The following is a 16,893-nucleotide window of genomic DNA, read 5'->3' on the forward strand; positions in this document are numbered from 1 at the left end:
AGCCAGCAGTTATGAAATCAATTAAAGAACTTTATAGAATCGGTACCGGCCCTTCCAGCAGCCACACAATGGGTCCCCGCAAAGCAGCCGAAATGTTTTTGGAACGTCACCCGGATGCGGCCTCCTTCAAAGTGACACTTTACGGGAGCCTTGCCGCTACCGGAAAAGGCCACATGACAGACGTAGCCATCATAGATACGCTCCAGGCAGCGGCTCCGGTAGAAATAGTCTGGCAGCCCAAAGTATTCCTCCCTTTCCATCCGAACGGAATGACATTCGCCGCCTTTGATGCCAACAATAAAATCCGGGAGAACTGGACAGTCTACAGCATCGGAGGAGGAGCATTGGCCGAAAACAACGACAACCAGACCATCGAAAGCCCGGAAGTGTATGATATGAACAAGATGACCGAAATACTGGGATGGTGTGAGCATACGGGAAAAAGTTATTGGGAATATGTAAAAGAGTGCGAAGAAGAAGACATCTGGGACTACCTGGCAGAAGTATGGGAAACCATGAAAGATGCCATCCACCGCGGGCTGGAAGCGGAAGGCGTACTGCCGGGCCCGTTAAACCTGCGGCGAAAAGCCTCCACCTATTATATACGCGCCACCGGATACAAGCAATCCCTGCAATCAAGAGGGCTCGTCTTTGCCTACGCTTTGGCCGTAAGCGAAGAAAACGCTTCCGGCGGAAAAATCGTAACAGCCCCCACCTGCGGCTCCTGCGGCGTAATGCCGTCTGTCCTTTATCACTTGCAAAAAAGCCGTGAGTTCAGCGATATACGTATTTTACGTGCATTAGCCACCGCCGGCCTAATCGGCAACATCGTCAAATTCAACGCATCCATCTCCGGTGCGGAAGTAGGTTGCCAGGGAGAAGTGGGAGTTGCCTGCGCAATGGCGTCGGCAGCCGCCAGCCAATTATTCGGAGGCAGCCCGGCACAGATTGAATATGCGGCAGAAATGGGGCTGGAACACCACTTGGGAATGACCTGCGACCCCGTATGCGGACTCGTGCAGATTCCATGCATTGAACGAAACGCCTATGCTGCCGCCCGTGCATTAGATGCCAACCTGTATTCCGCCTTTACGGACGGAATGCACCGGGTCTCTTTCGACAAAGTAGTGCAAGTCATGAAACAGACAGGCCATGACCTTCCTTCACTCTATAAAGAAACAAGCGAAGGCGGACTGGCCAAGGACTACCAGCAAATGTAATCTTTCCCATAATATATTTCAACAAAAAAAAGTCCTCTGACGGCATATAAGGCGAACGCCCTGTTCCTTTTAAAGGAACAGGGCGTTTCTCGGTGTGCAACGGGTCGTTCCTTTAAAAGGAACGACCCGTTGGTTTTAAAGGAAAAACACGCCTCATTATACACTGATTATCAATCATTTACAAACACCAAGCCATTTATTGCCCAAATTCCGGAATTTATACATTCCGTCATAGAAACTATTCCGTAGGAGGCCAATTCGTATCATCGCCGTTACTGATATTTTTCTCATGCAACAACCCGCCTTCCTGTGAAAAATACAATGCATAACGCACGCCCCCCTGTTTCACCTGAATCACAGATTCGGTGGGATTCAGCGGATAAACAAGCACATAAACATCCGTTACCACCCACGAGCCATACTCCGAATTATTAAAAGCGGTATAAACAGCCGGCACTAAATCATCCACGCTATCCAACTCGTTTTCCGTCATCACCCAGTTTGCATTCTCATCAAACCAGACTTCCAATTCATCACCGCTCACCCAGCAATCGGCGACATAATATCCGCCCTTTACCTCCCACTCCACATTCTGCGCTCCCGGATACACCTGTTTCAGAGCCTCCACAATATTAGTCGGCGGCACATAAGTATCATCATCATCGTTGTCGTCGCTACAAGCGCCCAATACAAAGGCGGCCCATATCAACGCCATTATCCAGACACTTACCCCCCAATTCCCCGGAACCGCTTTCCGGTCCGGGCTCACTGATAAAATATTCCTCATGATTGTTAGTTTTAATATGGCTGTTACACATTAATTTTCCTATTGCAAATAACGATACAGCCTCAATAAAGATTTGACAATCATCCAAGAAATAGCATTTTTCACATTCTTTAATTCCCGGCAGCCAATCCGCAAAAAAATCCGGATGCCCATAAAAAAGACATCCGGACGCCACATTCTTTCTACCTTACCTCTGAAAACTATCCTATTTCTCTGAATATCCCGCTAAATTATAACATACGGGCGTAGTGCTGTTACCTACACGGTAAATACCAAATTTAAAATAATAGCCATCATCGTCATTACGTCCAATCAAGATTTCCTCATTATTTACGATATGCCTGCCAATCTCCTTCCCCTTCTCCGTATAGTCCATCCGGACATCCAACTTGCCCGGTTTCACCACCGTCTCAGCCTCTTTGCCATACACCGTCCAATCAATGCGGACCCGGAAAGTAACCCAGCAATCTTTCGGAAAATCGGCGAAAGGCATCTTGTATGCAATAGTCGACGCCTTATATTCGGACGTTACCGGCTTCATAACCGGCGTTTTTTCCACATTCGCGTTGCAACGATCATCCTTATCCGTCAACCACCTGCGGTCGGAATTCGCCTTAACATAAAACCATCCCCCGGAAAATCCGAACGCCAACGGAGGATATCCTCCCTGTTCAACCAGCCATCCGTTCGGTTTTCCAGCCTTATAAACAGGATTTCCCTGTTTATCTTTTACCGGATTTCCCGATTTGTCCAGTCTGGCAATTTTTTCATGCCCCACATTCTTTTTGAATACAGTCTTTTTCTCCAATTCGACAAACTCGTCTATCGACAACTTCTTCACTTCGCCCTGCGGAGTCTGCACCAAAGTACGGTCCGGCATCCCATGCCATTGGGCAAAAATAGTGGACACATTACGATCTAAAGAAGAAGGAATATAAACCGAGAACTGATAATCACGGGAGGCCCCCTGAGGACAAGCCCCCTTTCCATGATGATACACGGTTTTCGTAATCTGCGCTTTCCGGTACGCCTCAGCAGGCAACCCTTTGAAATCATCGGAAGTCGCGTAACAATACGAGAATTCGGCACGCCCCTTTGTCTCCCCCTTGGCATATCCCGACAACGTATTATCATCCTCCTTCAACTCAAAACGGTAAGAAGGTTTCCCGTCCAACAGGCAAGTATAGTCCCTCTGAATCGCGTGAGGCTTTTTAGTCCCTACAGCCACCCAACAACCATCTATAATCTGGTCTGTACGGGCAGAATCAGCCTGCACATTTACCCGTTCGGTCAACGGAACCAACGTTTGCGTATTCTCCGTCTGTGCCGCCAGTGTCATACATCCTGCCGCCAGCACATAAATAATAACCCAAATATTTTTCTTCATTCCAGTCCGGTATTAAATTATCAACTGCGCAAAAATACAAAAGGCAACCCTTGCGGCTGCCTTTTATTTGTTTCAAATACTTTCACATTTGTGCAATTTTACCGGAAAAATCCCCTTCACAAGCCTAATCGGAAGCTTCTTCCCCATATTCGTCTTCGAGCATGTCAACTTTCCGGACAGTCATTTTCCCGTTAGCAGTAATCGTAATGGAAAGCGGAATATACAAATCCGTTTGGGGATAACAGACACTCGCCGCATACACAATTCCCTGCGGCGTCGTCTTATCATACACAATCCCTTCCAAAACAGACTTGGATAAAAAAACGGCATCTACCACGGAAGAAAAATCATTTTTGGTGAATGTCTTGTCAAACACGGACTTACCGCCGCACGACAGACGCAACACAATCTTATTATCCACATACGTATCCCCCATTTCATTAGTGACATGAGGCAGGCTTTCGTCGGGAACACGAGAGACAAAAGAGCGGTAATTCTTTCCTTTAAACTTAATATCCATTTCACTTTTAGACACCTGCATCCGCTGTATTCCATGAACATCCACGCTATCCATTTTCACCAATACCGATTCATCGCCTTTTTTTTCCTTACTACCGCTACAAGAAGCGGCGAGAGCGGCAACCATCGGTAACAAGAGCAGATAAATGAGCTTTTTCATCCTGATTTTTCTGTTTTATAATAGACAGCAAAGGAACAAAAAGACGGTGAGATTTACAAGTGTAACCGACATTTTTCCTACATTTGCAAGACAAAGGAATATTTTTCACAACAAATACTGACAAAAAAACGTAACCCCGACACTATGCGCCGACGAATGATAACAACCCTTTTCCTCATCTGCATATTCTGCATCAACTGCAACATATACGGATACGGGCGAAAAATAAACTATCAACAATTCGACAACATGTATCTTGGGGCCGAAGCATCAGTCATCAGTTGTTTCCTGCAAGACAGCGAAGGCCTGATATGGATCGGTTCCAACAAAGGGTTGTTCAGTTACGACGGTTATTCCATGCAACAGCATTTTACTTACGGCGAGTATAGCAACACACGTATCTATTGCGGAATCATCATAGACAACACCTATTTATACCTGGGCACGGACGACGAGATGCTGGTTTATAATTACCGGACGGACAAATACGAACAGCCGGAAATAGAATTGCCGACAGACGTCCGCACAATGGCACTTCAAGGAGACACGCTATGGATAGGCTCGCTCAACGGATTATACACCTACGAGCTGAAAAGCAAAAAACTGGTTGCTTATAACAGTACAAACAGCGGGCTTTCCCACAACACGATATATTCCATCATACGTACCCGGAACAACCAAATATACATAGGCACATACAACGGCCTGTGCCGCTATACAAAAGAAAACGGGGATTTTGAAAAAATTCCCCTACCCGTTAACCATGACGCCAGTAATTTGTTTGTCAATTCCCTGCTGGAAGACACCACCCGGCAATGTATCTGGATCGGAATGGAAGGACACCTTTTCCGATACACCCCTCAGACAGGAAACATGCAACCGATAGAAGCCTTCCACAACAATTCCGTCAAGTCCCTGGCTCTGGACGGAGAAGGGAATCTGCTGGCAGGCACAGACAACGGGCTTTACATTTACCGGAACGCCGACGGGAGCCTGCAGCACATCGTACATGACTCCCGCAATATCCAGTCACTGACCAACAACATCATCTGGAACATATTCGCCGACCAGGAACATAACATCTGGCTAGGCACCGATTACGGCATCTCACTCTCACGCTACAACAGCGCAATGCAATTCATTCCCATCTCACAAATAACAGGCACGGGAGACGGGAACCAGTTTTACTCCCTGTTCCGGGATTCAAAAGGATTCTACTGGTTCGGAGGCACTAACGGAATCATCCGGTTCAACAATCCCACAGGCAACAGCCATGATGCCGTCTGGTACAGAATGGGAGACAAAAAATATCCGTTATCCCACAACCGTATCCGGCACATCTACGAAGACAAGGAGCAACACCTCTGGATAGCCACAGACGGCAGCATCAACCGTTACGATTACAAGACCCGGCAATTCGTGCATTACAATATCGTGGACAGCACAGGCACGAACAACGCCAACTGGGCTTATTACCTGTTTGAGGACACCGGCGGAAAACTATGGATTGCAACCTGCCTCGGAGGAATCTTCGTCGTCGACAAACACAAACTGATGCAATCCGCCGGCAAGCCGTACGTAGCCGAACAGAATTACTCCACCCGTAACGGCCTGTCCGGAATGTTCATCAACCAAATCGTTCCCGACACGGAAGGCAACGTATGGGTGCTGCTTTACAACAGCAAAGGAATAGACAAAATCAATCCCCGCACGCGACAAGTAACCAAGCTGTTCGCCGACGAATTGAGCGGAGAAAAAAGCCCGAACTATCTCCTACGCGATGAAGACGGCATGCTTTGGGTCGGATTCCACGGAGGGCTGATGCGCATCAACCCGAAAGATTCCAGCCGGCAGAGCGTCAGTTTCGGCAGTTTCAACAACAATGAAATCCTATCCATGACTTCCGTAAAAGAACACATCTGGATTTCCACGACAAACGGGATTTGGATTATCAACCGCAAAAACATGGACGTTTGCCAACAAAACATGACAGATAAACGTTTCACCTGCCTACTGTTCGATTCGAAAGACGAAAACATTTATCTGGGAGGCGCAGACGGTTTCGGCATCTCCCGCCCGGAAATACAAGCGATGGTTCCGCCGGAACGGCCGATTCTGCTGACAGCCATATACATCAACAACCTGCTGATGTCTCCCCGCACGGGAGCAGCCATTCCCAATATCCGCTATACCAGCTCTATCGAACTGGAATACAACCAGAACAACTTAGCCTTCGAACTTTCCGACCTTCCTTACTCGCTGGAAGAAAAACATGAATTCGTCTATCGCCTGGAAGGGATGGACAAGGAATGGAATTTCCTGAAATCCAATACGAACCGCATCACATACAGCAACCTTAACTATGGAAATTACCGGTTGCTCATCAGCAGGATAGAAAAAAACGGCTACCCTTCCGAACACCCCTACATCCTGGATATAAAGATTCTGCCCCCGTGGTACTACACGCTTTGGGCAAAAATAACCTACGTCCTGTTATTCTTCTGCCTCATCGCCTGGACCGTAAATTTCTTCCGGGTAAAAAACAGGCTGAAAACAGAACGAATCGAAAAAGAGAAAATTCTGGAACAGTCGCACCAGAAAATAGCTTTCTTCACCCACTTGTCCAATAAGCTGAAAACACCGCTCAGCCGGATTATCGCTCCCGTAAGCCAGCTACTTCCCGGCACGGAAGAAACGGATGAAAGGCAGACCTTGGAAGAAGTGCAACGCAATGCCATGAAAATAAATTCGCTGATTCATCAGATTCTCAATTTCAACCGGATTGAGGATAATGAAGATTCACTGCTCATCTTATCCCGCATCGAACTCGTTTCATTCTGCCACAGCCTTTTCTCCGTATATGAAGAAGACAAACATCTAAACTTTCATTTCGAAACCAACAAAGCAAAAATCTATGCAGACATGGACGCCATAAAACTGGGAGTGATAATAGACAGCCTGCTTTCAAATGCCGTTAAATTCACCCCGGAAGGCGGAAGCATCCGGTTGTCCCTCTTCTATCGCGAAGAGACCGGATTGTTGGATATCTGCGTATCGGATACGGGCATAGGAATTCCGCAACAAGACATTCCATATATCTTCCAACGTTTTTTCCAATCCCCTCATTCCGGCAACAGGGAAGGGACAGGTATCGGCCTTTACCTGGTAAAGACATATACGGAACTGCATGGAGGACATATCAACGGGATAACTTCGGAAGAAGGGAAAGGAACCTCAGTCGGGCTTTGCATCCCCATCATAGCGGTAGAAGAAAAAGAAATGCCGGCAACACAAGCCAAAAAACAACCGGAAGCATTGCCCGTGCTCAAACCGATTGAAGCGGAATCACAGGACGAGAAATTCTTATCGAACATCACCCGCCTCATTGAAGACCATCTCTCAGACTCGGAATTAAACGTAAACGCACTCTGCGAACTGTCGGGTATCGGCAATAAACAAATCTACCGGAAAGTCAAACAGCTAACCGGAATGTCGCCGGTAGAATATATCAAATCCATCCGGATGAAAAAAGCGGCCATGCTATTGCAGCAAAAAAAATTCACCGTTGCCGAAGTAATGTATATGGTCGGTTTCTCCAACCACTCCTATTTCTCCAAATGTTTCCAGGCAGAATTCGGAAAAACGCCGCGCCAATACCTGAATGACAGCCTGTAGGGGTATTTCAGGGCTTTTCGTCCTATTTTTATCCTTATATGTCCAATCTGTGCTTTTATCAATTTGACGAGTAATTTATCTTTGCCGGCATAAATAACCCGTTAAATTTGATAGCATGAAAAAACAGTTTATTTTTACCTTTATCGGCTTATTGTTTACCTTCGTCGGCATACAGGGAAACCCAACCGCCACACCTATATATATAGATAAAAACGGAGTGATGCGCTGGAGCGGCACTCACGAAGAAGCCTCTTTTTTCGGAGCGAACTATACCCTCCCCTTCGCCCATGCCTACCGGGCGCTCGGCTATCTGGGAAAAGACCGCAAAGCTGCCATAGACAAAGATGTATATCACCTCGCCCGCCTGGGGCTGAATGCCTACCGCATCCACTTATGGGACGTGGAACTGACAGACGGGCAAGGCAACCTGATAAACAACGAACATCTCGACCTGATGGATTATCTGATTGCCAAACTCAAAGAACGGGACATTCACATCGTTATCACCGCACAGACTAATTTCGGAAACGGATATCCCGAACAGAATGAACCGACTGGAGGTTTTGCCTATAACTACGATAAATGCAGCATGCACTCCGCTCCGGAAGCAATCGCCGCGCAGGAAACTTACCTTTACAACTTGGTCAGACACACCAACCCCTACACAGGACTGGCCTATAAGGATGACCCTTCTGTCATCGGGTTTGAAATCAACAATGAGCCCTGTCATTCCGGCACGAAAAAAGAGGTGAAAAACTACATCGGCCGGATGCTGAAAGCAATGGAAAAAGCCGGGAACCGGAAACCCGTATTCTATAACGTAAGCCACAACGAATCCGTTGTAGAGGCATACTACGAGACTGCCGTCCGGGGAACCACTTACCAGTGGTATCCTATCGGGCTAGTATCCGGACATACGCAACAGGGTAACTTTCTGCCTTATGTAGACCGATATGACATTCCGTTCTCCGAAGTAAAAGGATTCGACAAAAAGGCGCGGTTAGTGTATGAATTCGACCCGGCGGACATCTTGTATTCCTATATGTATCCGGCAATGGTGCGCAGTTTCCGTACGGCAGGTTTCCAATGGATAACCCAGTTCTCCTATGACCCGCTGGACATCGCCTATGCAAATACGGAATACCAGACCCACTTTCTGAACCTCGCCTATACTCCCAATAAGGCAATCAGCATGAAAATAGCTTCCGAAGCGGCACAGAGTTTGAAAAGAGGAGAATCTTACGGCAGTTATCCGCAAGACACTCTGTTCGGCGACGGATTCCGTGTCAGCTATACGGAAGACCTGAGTGAATTGAACAACGGTAAAAAATTCTATTATTCCAATACGACGGGCAGCCGGCCGAAAGACATATCGCAACTGATATCCATCGCCGGGTGCGGAAGTTCACCGGCAGTAAGTTACGAAGGTACGGGAGCCTATTTCATCGATTGCCTCGAACCCGGAGTATGGCGCCTGGAAGTGATGCCGGACGCAGTGGTAGTCAATGACCCGTTTGCAAAACCGGCACTCGACAAAGAAGTAGTCAGCATCATTTACGGGAATTGGGACATGACCCTGCAAATTCCAGACTTAGGCCGGACATTCACCCTCACCGCCCTGAACAAAGGAAATCAGCGAAAAGAAGAAACCGTTGCAAACGGAACCATCCGCAATCTCCAACCGGGTGTCTATCTGCTGAAACGCAAAGGCTGTACCCCCAAACAAAGCTGGAAAGCAGACTCTTCCTGGAATCACATCCGTATCGGAGAATTCGCAGCTCCCTCCCCCAGACAAACCGACTATAAGGTGACCCATACCCCGGCAACAGTAGCCGTAGCCGGCAAAGAGCTGACTATCAGCGCGCAGGTAGCGGGAAACGTCCTCCCCGACTCAGTCATCGTCTATACGGACAAGATTTCCTTTTGGAATGAGCATAATCCATATATAAAGATGAAACGCACAAGCGGTTACACATACCAGGCAACCATACCCGCCGAAGAAATGAAAGAAGGCTATTTCAGATATAACATCGTTGTCTGCCGGGACAACGGCACACGCACTTACCCCGGCGAATCTTCCACGGCCGGACAATCTTCCGGGACGAAAGGAAACCCGTTGGACTGGGACTATACGTCCGGTTCATACTGGAGTACCAGAGTGGTTGCTCCCGGAAGCACGATACAGTTGTTGGCGACGGCGGACGCACTCAGCCGGATAGAAGCATATACACTTCCCGAATGGAATGATTTGCAACGTTCCTTCCTCGATTTCTCTCCGGTGGAGAAGCCGCTGGTGCGGTTCAGCTTTACTCCTAAAGGAGAAAACCCGCACCATTTTCTTCGCGTGTCCGTAAAAGCCCCGATTAAAGAAAGAAAAGACAAAATAAAAGATTGCACGGTCCTTTGCATCCGGGTAAACCGTCAGGAAGAACTTCCGCAAGGACTTAGCGCAGGGTTTGTAACTTCAGACGGCTACACCTATAAGAGCCTCTGCCCCGCCCCGTCAACGGAAGGAATCATACGGCTTCCCCTAAAAGATTTGCGCCAGACCGACACGGCGCTGTTGCCCATAGCCTACCCGACCTTCCTGAAACAATATTTCCATCCGGAAACGGAAATCGCCTTCCGGCCGGAAAAGATAGAAAAGCTGGAACTGTCAATGCCGGGCAAAGGAACAACGGTAAAAATCGAGCTTGGAGACATCTGGCTTGAATAAACCTGCAGAGCCCTTATCAACAATACCATTGCAAAAACAAATAATCAATACAATAAATCTATTATCAATAACACAATTAATTATGAATAGGAATATCTTAAATCTACGCCATCTTGCTGTACTTTTCTTATGGTGTACAGCCCTTTTGGGAGGCCTCATTCCTGCCTTCGCCCAACAAGGAGGCAAGAAAATCACCGGACAAGTGATTGATGAAAACAAAGAACCGATGATTGGAGTAAGCATCCTCATTGTGGGTACTTCCATCGGTACGATTACCGACTTTGACGGCAATTACACGCTGAACGTGCCACAAGGCAATAAAGAGCTCCAATTCTCTTACGTAGGATATGAAACCCAAACCATTCCCGTCCCTTCCAACGGCACGGTATTGAATGTGCAGATGAAAAGCGACTCCCAAGTGCTAAGCGACGTGGTAGTCATCGGATACGGTACGCAACGTAAAAGCGACCTGACCGGTTCGGTGACAAATGTCAGCAGTAAAGACTTCAACATGGGATTGGTAAGTTCTCCCGAACAACTGATTAACGGAAAAATATCCGGCGTGCAGATTATGTCCAACAGCGGTTCGCCGACTTCCGGCAGTACGATTCGCGTACGCGGCGGCGCGTCTCTGAACGCCAGCAACGACCCGTTGATTGTGTTGGACGGCGTCCCCCTGGAACAGGGAGGTATCAGCGGTAACGACGGTAACTTTCTCAGCCTCATCAATCCGAACGATATCGAAAGCATGACTATCCTGAAAGATGCATCCTCAACTGCCATTTACGGTTCGCGCGCATCCAACGGCGTTATTCTCATCACGACTAAAAAAGGGACTTCCGATAAACTCAAGTTCACGTTCAGCACTACGAACTCCGTCCAGACACGTACCAAACTGGCAGACATGCTGAGTTACAACGAATTCGTCAATACAATCCAAAGTCACGGCACGGACGCCCAACAAGCGTTGCTCGGAACCGCACGTACAGACTGGAATGATGAAATTTATCAAAATGCCTTCGGCACGGACAACAGCCTGAGCGTCTCCGGAAAAATCACTGAGAACCTGCCGTTCCGGGCTTCCGTCGGTTACTATAACCAGAACGGACTGTTGCGTACCGACAATGCGGAACGCTATACGGGAAGCATCACGGTAAACCCCTCTTTCTTTGACGACCACCTGAAATTAAACATCAATGCCAAAGGCTCCGTCAATAAGAACAGGTTTGCCAACACAAGCGCCATCTGGGCAGCATCGACAATGAATCCGACCGTTCCGGTATATTCCGAGCTCGACACATTCGGCGGATATACGGAAGCTATCGACAACACCGGTTTACCGGTCAACGGGGCCGTCATGAATCCGGTCGGCCTGCTCCGAATGAACGACTCGCACAGTACGGTCAAACGTTTCATCGGAAACATCGACGCCGACTACCGTTTCCATTTCCTGCCGGAATTAAAACTGCACGCCACGCTGGGATACGATTACGCGCAAGGTAAAGGCAGCGTATATGTTCCGGCGGAAGCGGCACAGAACTACACGACTTCCGGACTGGATTATACGTACGGGCCGCAGAAAAAGGTGAACCGCCTGTTGACTTTGTATGCCAACTACAACAAAACGGTAGAATCCATCAAGAGCAGTTTCGACGTGACAGCGGGATACGATTACCAATATTGGAAATCAACCTCGCCGCTCTACAACCAGATGAACGCTCTCGGAGAGATTCAAAGCACTTCCAAAGCGTCCGACGAACGCCACGTATTGCTTTCCTACTACGGACGTCTGAATTACTCGTTCGATTCACGGTATATGCTGACGACTACCATACGCCGCGACGCAACTTCCCGTTTTGCAAAGAACGTGCGTTGGGGTACTTTCCCGTCAATAGCCCTGGGCTGGAGAGTGACGGAAGAATCTTTCCTGAAAGAGAATAAAATACTGAGCACGTTAAAGCTCCGCGCGAGCTATGGCGTCACGGGCCAGCAGGACGGCATCGGGAACTACAACTACCTGCCGATCTACACCATCAGCCAGAACGGTGCTTACTCTCTTATCGGAGGGACTCCGACAGCGACTTACCGTCCTTCCGCCTATGTTCCCAACCTGAAATGGGAAACAACCACTTCATGGAACGTAGGTTTCGATTTTGGTTTTCTTGAAGACCGCATTACCGGAAGCTTCGACTATTACACCCGCCGGACCAAAGACCTAATCGCCACTGTCCCCGCCGCTGCCGGCACTACGTTTGACCGTAACATTACGACCAATGTAGGAAACGTAGACAGCCAGGGAGTGGAATTCAGCATCAACGCGACACCAATCCAGACCGAAAATTGGAACTGGGATTTAAGTTTCAACATGACATGGCAGAAAATGAAAGTGAAAAACCTGTCGCTGACTCCCGGCACTCCGGCAACCAACACAGCCGTGGGCCCGTACATCGACAGTTATCAGGTACAAACTCTGAGCGAAGGATATGCTCCTTACATGTTCTACGTTTATCATCAATTATATGACGAGAAAACCGGTAAACCGATAGAAGGCGCTTATGTGGATATCGACGGAGACGGGCAAATCAACTCAAATGACTTGTACCGCTATCATTCTCCCGCCCCGGATTATATTTTAGGTTTCAGCACTTCACTGCGTTATAAGAATTGGACCCTAAGCACCAGCCTGCGCGCCAACATAGGCAACTATGTATATAATGCCATGGCAATGAATACCGGCGCCTGGGAAACGGTCAGCTATAATTCCTACCAACTGAACAACCTTTCCAGAAGCTATCTGGAAACAGGATTCGAATCACGGCAATATCTGTCCGACTATTATGTGGAGAATGCCTCTTTCCTGAAAATGGACAACCTGTCATTGGGTTATAATTTCGGTGAAATCTATAAGGGATGTAACCTGAACGTCAGCGCAATGGTCCAGAATGTGTTCTGCATTACCAAATACAGCGGTGTAGACCCGGAAGTGCCTAACGGAGTGGACAACTCATTCTATCCCCGCCCGCGCACTTTCTCTCTCAACATCGGTCTTAATTTCTAATTATAAAAAACATCGGTTATGAAAAAGATATTTTATACGGTCTTCTATTTTTGCAGCGCACTGCTGCTGTCATCCTGCATAGGCGACTTAGACCAATACCCGCACGAAGACGAAACATCTTCCAGCATATATACGAATGTAACTAACTACAGAGCCGTTTTAGGAAAAATATACGCCGCTATGGTAACCACCGGACAGGAAAAAGGCGGCAATCCCGATTTAAGCAGCAACAGCGGACAGGACTACATACGCTGTTTCTTCAACTTACAGGAATGCGGGACGGACGAAGTAGCCTCCACCTGGCTGTCCGGCGACAACGTGGCTGACTTGACGTACCTGAGCTGGGATGCCAACGACCCCTGGGTATCAGACATGTACTACCGCATTTACTACAATATCGCATTATGCAACGAATTCTTGCGCAATGCCACGGACGACAAGCTCAATGAATTTTCGGAAGAAGACCGGAAAACAATCCGTACCTATCGCGCAGAGGCCCGATTCATGCGCGCCTTATTCTACTATCATGCGCTCGACTTATTCCGCAACATCCCGTTCGTAACGGAAAACGACCCGTTGGTGGGTTACCTGCCTCCACGCTATACGGCTAAACAGGCTTTCGAATATATTGAAAGCGAACTGAACGCCATCGTCAACACAAACGATGCCGACAACTGCCTGTCACCCCAAGGAAGCGACATGTACGGACGCGCTACACTAGGAGCCGCTTACACGCTGCAAGCCAAACTATACCTGAATGCGGAGGTCTATATAGACATCCCGAAATATACGGAATGCATCACTGCTTGCAAGAATGTCATCGCACAGGGATACTCATTGGAAAACGACTATTACAAACTGTTCAATGCCGACAACCATCTGCGCACTAATGAGATTATCTTCACATTACCGGTAGATGCCACGACAACCGTGTCATGGGGTTCTTCCACTTACATTGTCTGCGGGGCGGTCAGCAATACCTCCGAAAAACAGAAACCGGAAGATTACGGAGTAAAAAGCGGATGGGGAATGTTCCGTGTACGGGGCGAAATACCGGCTTTGTTCACGAATGTGGAAAGCCTGGACAAACGGTATATGTTCTTCACTGAGGGACAGACTCAATACCTGGACCAGATAGACGACCAGTCCAACGGTTATTTCGTTACTAAATGGACCAATCTGACAGATGCCGGCGAAACAGCCTCCAACACGGCAGACGGCGGAGTAAATACGGACTATCCTCTTTTCCGTCTGGCAGACGTTTATTTAATGCTGGCAGAAGCGGTTGTGCGCGGAGGAACGGGAGCGACAATGGCGGAAGTAACGCCCTATATCAACGAACTGCAACAAAGGGCATACGGAAACAATGAACATGAGCTAACCGAGTATGACATCACCGAAGACTTTATTTTGAAAGAACGCGCCCGCGAGCTTTACTGGGAAGGACACCGCCGCACAGACTTAATCCGTTTCGGGCTGTTTACCACCGACACCTACAAATGGCAATGGAAAGGCGGAGTAAAGGAAGGCGCGAAAGTAGACGACAAATATAACATCTACCCCATTCCGTCTACGGAACTGACTGCCAATCCGAATTTATACAACGAAAATTATTAATTACGCACATATACGGAATAACGATATGAAAAATATAAGCAACCTGTTAATCCTTTTCGCTGTCCTCCTTTTATCGGGGGCATGCGAAAAAGACGGAGATAAGTTCTTCCTTTCAACCCCGGAAGAAAATGAACTGATAGCTTCTACAGAAGCCGTCGTATTAAAAGAGGAAGCAGCCAAACTCTACGCCATGTCACTCGCATGGACGGAACAAACCTTGCAAATAAGCGATGCGCGCTATGAACCGACTACAGGCGTGGAGACCTCCATACAAGTGTCTCTTACAGAAGATTTTTCCGGAGCGACGGAAGAAAGCGTGGAAAGCGGGCTTTCCAAAAGTTATACGGTGTCCGAACTGAATATCATCGTACACCGGCTGGGGGTAACCGATGCCGAACCTGTTTCGCTCTACTTCCGGTTAGCTACAAGAAACGGAAGCAATACGGATGCGGTTTACAGCAATGTGGTAAAAGTGACGGTAACCCCCTATTCAATTGACATGCATTACGCCGATATCGTAGGCGCCGGCGAGAAACCCGTAGAAAACACCCAGGTTTATTCGGCCAATGCCGACGGAGTTTACCAAGGTTTCGTCGAAGCTCCTCTGGGATGGGATAATTTCTATTTGGAAGAAGCGGACGGCACAATCTGGTACACGGTAGAGAATTCCCCGTTCCTGATTACGACTGAAGGAAACTGGAATTCCTGGTTCCCCGGAAAGCCCGGATGCTATTTCGTGAATGCCGATACGCAGAAAAAACAATGGACGGCATTGCTCCTGCCGGAGTTGAGTATCAGCGGCATTGAGAATCTGACAATGACGTATGACAAGAAAGACCATCAATGGAAAGGGACATTCACGGCAGACGCCGAAGAGACAATAAACATCCTGATAAACGGAACCGGCAAATTGTATGACAACACTTGTGTCAGCGGTTCTGAAAATGCCATTGACGACACCAAGGCCAAAGACACTCCGTTCGCATTTAACGGCCCGGCCACGAACCTGACATTCGTTACCGGCACGAACGCCACCGGCGGCAGCATATCCGTAAAAATACCCAAAGCCGGAGAATGCACGCTAATCGTCGATTTGAATACGGTCAATGCCTGGAAAGTAGAAATCATAGAAGGCGCCGAAGAACCGGAACCTGAGCCGGAAGAAGGAGAATATATCTATTTGCCGGGAATTTCCGCCGCCGATTGGAACGCCCCGTACACAGATAAAATAAAAAGATACGATGAGAGCAAGAAACAGTATGCCGGTATCATAAACGTCGATTCCGAAGGGGGATATGCCATCACGACAGTCGACTATTGGGATGAAACCCGGCTCTACAGATGGAGCGGTGAAGGGGATGCCGCCTCCGGAAAACTGGTTGCTGAAAATAATGATAACAACATTCCCGCCCCGGCAGCCGGACTTTATTTAATCAAGGTCTCATTGTCCGGACTGACCTATGAAACGATGGCAGTAGAAAAAATATCCTGTTATCTAGGTATCGAAGGCGACAACAGCTTAGTCAGCCTGGAAGCGACAAACACGACCGGCGTTTATTCCGGAACCATAACCCTGGACAAAGACACTGACTGGGGAATAAAATTCGTAATCAATGACTGGGACGGTTCTTTCGGCGGATATGACGGAGAATTGTACTACAATGCCCAAGATGGCATCAAACCTGTAGCTGCCGGGACATACGAGATTACGGCAGACCTTATCGGCGGTACTTACACTCTTAATAATAAATAAC

General features: G+C 48.0%; 9 protein-coding genes. 6 read left to right on the forward strand and 3 right to left on the reverse strand.

The features are described from left to right. Positions 1-11 precede the first annotated feature (11 nt). A complete protein-coding gene (locus Q5076_RS02050) occupies positions 12-1,220 on the forward strand; it encodes an L-serine ammonia-lyase (protein WP_303010566.1) in 1,209 nt (402 codons plus the stop codon). A gap of 238 nt (positions 1,221-1,458) precedes the next feature. Here Q5076_RS02050 and Q5076_RS02055 read toward each other — a convergent pair whose 3' ends face one another. From Q5076_RS02055 to Q5076_RS02065, 3 genes are all read right to left on the reverse strand, one after another. Continuing rightward, complete coding sequence (locus Q5076_RS02055; RefSeq protein WP_303010647.1) at positions 1,459-1,935, reverse strand: PepSY-like domain-containing protein; 477 nt, start codon at positions 1,933-1,935, stop codon at positions 1,459-1,461. A gap of 277 nt (positions 1,936-2,212) precedes the next feature. Further along, positions 2,213-3,394 carry a heparin lyase I family protein gene (locus tag Q5076_RS02060; RefSeq protein ID WP_303010567.1) on the reverse strand — a complete coding sequence of 394 codons (1,182 nt, stop codon included), beginning with the start codon at positions 3,392-3,394 and terminating at the stop codon, positions 2,213-2,215. Between the two features lie 124 nt (positions 3,395-3,518). Further along, the gene (locus tag Q5076_RS02065; RefSeq protein WP_303010568.1) at positions 3,519-4,073 is read right to left on the reverse strand and encodes a DUF4738 domain-containing protein; all 555 of its coding nucleotides are present in this window, start codon (positions 4,071-4,073) and stop codon (positions 3,519-3,521) included. A gap of 144 nt (positions 4,074-4,217) precedes the next feature. On the opposite strand from Q5076_RS02065, the gene Q5076_RS02070 reads away from it, so the two are divergent. The 5 genes from Q5076_RS02070 (at position 4,218) to Q5076_RS02090 (ending at position 16,892) form a co-directional block, all read left to right on the forward strand. Next, positions 4,218-7,748, forward strand: coding sequence for a two-component regulator propeller domain-containing protein (locus Q5076_RS02070; RefSeq protein ID WP_303010569.1), 3,531 nt, complete (start codon positions 4,218-4,220; stop codon positions 7,746-7,748). A gap of 115 nt (positions 7,749-7,863) precedes the next feature. Next, entirely contained in the window at positions 7,864-10,464 is a 2,601-nt protein-coding gene (locus Q5076_RS02075; RefSeq protein WP_303010570.1) for a hypothetical protein, read from the forward strand. Between the two features lie 82 nt (positions 10,465-10,546). Continuing rightward, positions 10,547-13,522 carry a TonB-dependent receptor gene (locus tag Q5076_RS02080; protein WP_303010571.1) on the forward strand — a complete coding sequence of 992 codons (2,976 nt, stop codon included), beginning with the start codon at positions 10,547-10,549 and terminating at the stop codon, positions 13,520-13,522. 18 nt (positions 13,523-13,540) lie between these two features. Continuing rightward, positions 13,541-15,139, forward strand: coding sequence for a RagB/SusD family nutrient uptake outer membrane protein (locus Q5076_RS02085; RefSeq protein WP_303010572.1), 1,599 nt, complete (start codon positions 13,541-13,543; stop codon positions 15,137-15,139). A gap of 25 nt (positions 15,140-15,164) precedes the next feature. Continuing rightward, positions 15,165-16,892 (forward strand): DUF5114 domain-containing protein, encoded by a 1,728-nt coding sequence (locus Q5076_RS02090; RefSeq protein ID WP_303010573.1) that lies wholly within the window; start codon positions 15,165-15,167, stop codon positions 16,890-16,892. Position 16,893 lies beyond the last annotated feature (1 nt).

This window comes from uncultured Bacteroides sp. (assembly GCF_958445495.1).
Taxonomy (GTDB): domain Bacteria; phylum Bacteroidota; class Bacteroidia; order Bacteroidales; family Bacteroidaceae; genus Bacteroides.